The following is a 3,587-nucleotide window of genomic DNA, read 5'->3' on the forward strand; positions in this document are numbered from 1 at the left end:
ATAAAATGTTATTTCGTATATTTGAGTGTTAGCGGCAAGCATAACAAACACCACACGAATGAAACGAATAATATTTATACTAATTTTTCTATTTTCAAAATCTGTATTTTGTCAGACAACATTTGTCGTTGACAATTTCTCAAAAGATTATTTCGGCAAACTATATATTGCAGACACAACAGAAGTTTTTAGCAAGGGTTGGGTTGCAATCTTTGACAAAAAAACCAAGAAACAACTCATTAAAATCAATTCAGACGAATTAACTTTTACTCTTCATAAAGGAAAAGTTCTTGCCAACGTAAAAGAACTGCCTTATGGAGAACAAAGTTCCATTTTATACGAAGACTTCAATTTTGACGGAATAAAAGACTTTGCAATTATGGACGGTCAAAATAGTTGTTATCACGGACCGTCTTTCCAAATTTATTTGGCTACAAACAATGGATTTAAACAAAGTCCTGAATTTACTGAACTTGCACAATATTATTGCGGAATGTTTGACATTGACCACAAAACAAAAATAATTCGCACAATGACAAAAAGCGGTTGCTGTTGGCATCAATATTCAGAATTTAAAGTAAAAAACAACAAACCTTATCCGATAAAAATAGTTGAAGAAGGAATGAGTGTTTCGGGAATTACTTGGGATTATGAAGAACAAAATTTAATAAATGGAAAAATGATAAAATCTACATATCAAATGCTTGCGTTGGAAGTAGATAAAGACAATTTATTACTTTCCTTTGAATTTGAAAACAAGAAGAAAGTGCAAGTTTTCAAGACCGAAACTATTTTATATTACGTTTTTACAGACAAGAACGATAAAATTGAATTGCTTTACAATGACATTTTCGAATACTCAAAAACTGAAAACAGCTTATCTTTTTCAAATCTTAACACAGAATATATCATTTATGATGATAAAATAATTGCAAAAACGCCAAACAATAGATATGATATGAAAGCTGTTAATAATTCAAAAATTGGAACATTGACAAAATTGAAGAACTTAAAAATAGAAAACGTAATAAATTGAAAATGCCAGCCGCTAACAAGGTATTGCCAAAAGCGGGGCTGAGAGTCCAAACTTCAACATTTGTACTTCTATTCCGCAAAACCATTTTTTTTTGCTCTAAAAAATGTAAATTAGCAAATAAAAAATGGTTTTGCTAACTGTGGTGCTAAGTTCAACTTTTGTGCTTCCTTATCCCCGCCTTCGGCAATACCCAAAACGTTATGGGCCATTTTTGAATGACAATGCGAATAGATACAGACAAACAAATGAATTTACTTAGTGATAAGAACGTTGCAATAATTGGTGGTGGACCCGTTGGACTGACTATGGCAAAATTATTACAGCAAAACGGCATAGACGTTTCAGTTTACGAAAGAGACAACGACCGAGAGGCAAGAATTTTTGGTGGAACCCTTGACCTACACAAAGGTTCAGGTCAGGAAGCAATGAAAAAAGCGGGATTGTTACAAACTTATTATGACTTAGCCTTACCAATGGGTGTAAATATTGCTGATAAAAAAGGCAATATTTTATCCACAAAAAATGTAAAGCCCGAAAATCGATTTGACAATCCTGAAATAAACAGAAATGACTTAAGGGCTATCTTGTTGAATAGTTTAGAAAACGACACGGTTATTTGGGATAGAAAACTTGTTATGCTTGAACCTGGTAAGAAGAAGTGGACACTAACTTTTGAGAATAAACCGAGTGAAACAGCAGATTTGGTTATTCTTGCCAATGGCGGGATGTCCAAGGTAAGAAAATTTGTTACCGACACGGAAGTTGAAGAAACAGGTACTTTCAATATACAAGCCGATATTCATCAACCAGAGATAAACTGTCCTGGATTTTTTCAGCTATGCAATGGAAACCGGCTAATGGCATCTCACCAAGGTAAATTATTATTTGCTAACCCCAATAATAATGGTGCATTGCATTTTGGAATAAGTTTTAAAACACCTGATGAATGGAAAAACCAAACGCAGGTAGATTTTCAAAACAGAAATAGTGTCGTTGATTTTCTTCTGAAAGAATTTTCCGATTGGGACGAACGCTACAAAGAATTGATTCATACGACGTTGTCATTTGTAGGATTGCCTACACGGATATTTCCTTTAGAAAAGCCTTGGAAAAGCAAGCGCCCATTACCCATAACAATGATTGGGGATGCCGCACATTTGATGCCGCCTTTTGCAGGGCAGGGAGTAAATAGTGGGTTGGTGGATGCCTTGATATTGTCTGATAATCTAGCCGATGGAAAATTTAATAGCATTGAAGAGGCTGTTAAAAATTATGAACAGCAAATGTTTATCTATGGCAAAGAAGCACAAGAAGAATCAACTCAAAACGAAATTGAAATGTTTAAACCCGACTTTACGTTTCAGCAATTGTTAAATGTATAAAATGGAATAAAACGGCACATAACAAACAAATTGGCAATAGAGCCGGTGAAGTACTTCTATTGAACTTTTGTGCAATGTTGAAGATTAGTAATTCTATTCAACATTTGTGCTAAAAGTCGGCTCCATCGCCAATTTGCCAGCCGTTAGTGGCAACAAAAACAAACGATAATTAGACAATAAATGAAAAATATTTTATTTGTAGTTTTTATTTCAATGATATTTTTATTTGTTTGCTGTAACACAACAACGAATAAAAACATAATTGAAACAGAAATTTCTGATTTTGACAAAATTTTAGATAGTTTTCAAGTAAATGGTTCAATTCTAATTTATGATAACGACAAGAATACTTTTTACTCAAATGACTTTGATTGGGCTAAAAACGGAAAATTACCTGCATCAACATTCAAAATTCCAAATTCTATAATTGCTGTTGAATTAGGCATTATTGAAAATGATACAACTATTTTAAAATGGAATGGCGAGCAGAGAAAAATGGATATTTGGGAAAAAGATTTATCATTTAAAGATGCTTTTAGAATTTCCTGTGTTCCTTGCTATCAGGAAATTGCAAGGAAAATCGGAACAATTAAAATGAAAGAATATTTAGAAAAATTTGAGTATAAAAATATGATTTTTGACAGTTTAACGATTGACAATTTTTGGCTTGAAGGAAATTCAAAAATATCTCAAAAACAACAAATCGACTTTTTAAGGAAATTCTATTTTTCAAAATTTCCAATTTCTGATAGGACAATAAAGATTGTCAAAAATATTATGGAAATTGAGCGAACTGAAAATTACATTTTAAGCGGTAAGACTGGATTAAGTTCGATAGAAGAAAAATATAATGGTTGGTTTGTTGGTTATGTTGAAACAAAATCTAATGTTTATTTTTTTGCAACAAATGTAATTCCGACAGACGGATTGAATGTTGATGATTTTATTTCATCGAGAATTAATGTAACAAAAAATGCGTTAAAGCAAATGAATATAATGAAATGATAAATGCCACTAACATATGGTAGCCGATAATTGCCGGCTTTCGTGCCAACTTGATACTTTGGTGCTTTTAACGAACCGAAGTGCTAAATTGATACGAAAGTGCTGTAAATCCGGCAACTACGGCTACCATTTTTCGTTGTACGACATAGTAAAACCGAACCAAA

The 3,587-nt window shown here is 32.6% G+C and carries 3 protein-coding genes; all 3 read left to right on the plus strand.

Going from position 1 to position 3,587, the window contains the following annotated elements:
* Positions 1 to 58 precede the first annotated feature (58 nt).
* The 3 genes from HMPREF2660_RS02540 to HMPREF2660_RS02550 all read left to right on the plus strand — a co-directional run bounded on the left by HMPREF2660_RS02540 (position 59) and on the right by HMPREF2660_RS02550 (position 3,423).
* Positions 59 to 1,036, plus strand: coding sequence for an XAC2610-related protein (locus HMPREF2660_RS02540; protein WP_070485532.1), 978 nt, complete (start codon positions 59 to 61; stop codon positions 1,034 to 1,036).
* A 215-nt stretch (positions 1,037 to 1,251) separates the two neighbouring features.
* Positions 1,252 to 2,418 (plus strand): tetracycline-inactivating monooxygenase Tet(X), encoded by a 1,167-nt coding sequence (gene tet(X) / locus HMPREF2660_RS02545; protein WP_070485533.1) that lies wholly within the window; start codon positions 1,252 to 1,254, stop codon positions 2,416 to 2,418.
* Between the two features lie 180 nt (positions 2,419 to 2,598).
* Positions 2,599 to 3,423, plus strand: coding sequence for a class D beta-lactamase OXA-347 (locus tag HMPREF2660_RS02550; RefSeq protein ID WP_004295324.1), 825 nt, complete (start codon positions 2,599 to 2,601; stop codon positions 3,421 to 3,423).
* Positions 3,424 to 3,587: the final 164 nt, after the last annotated feature.

Source organism: Weeksella sp. HMSC059D05 (assembly GCF_001809725.1).
GTDB classification, from domain to species: domain Bacteria; phylum Bacteroidota; class Bacteroidia; order Flavobacteriales; family Weeksellaceae; genus Weeksella; species Weeksella virosa.

Bases quoted from the DNA above. Each gene is read 5' to 3' on its own strand.
- HMPREF2660_RS02540 (WP_070485532.1), top strand. From the start codon at position 59: ATGAAACGAATAATATTTATACTAATTTTTCTATTTTCAAAATCTGTA.
- HMPREF2660_RS02550 (WP_004295324.1), top strand. From the start codon at position 2,599: ATGAAAAATATTTTATTTGTAGTTTTTATTTCAATGATATTTTTATTT.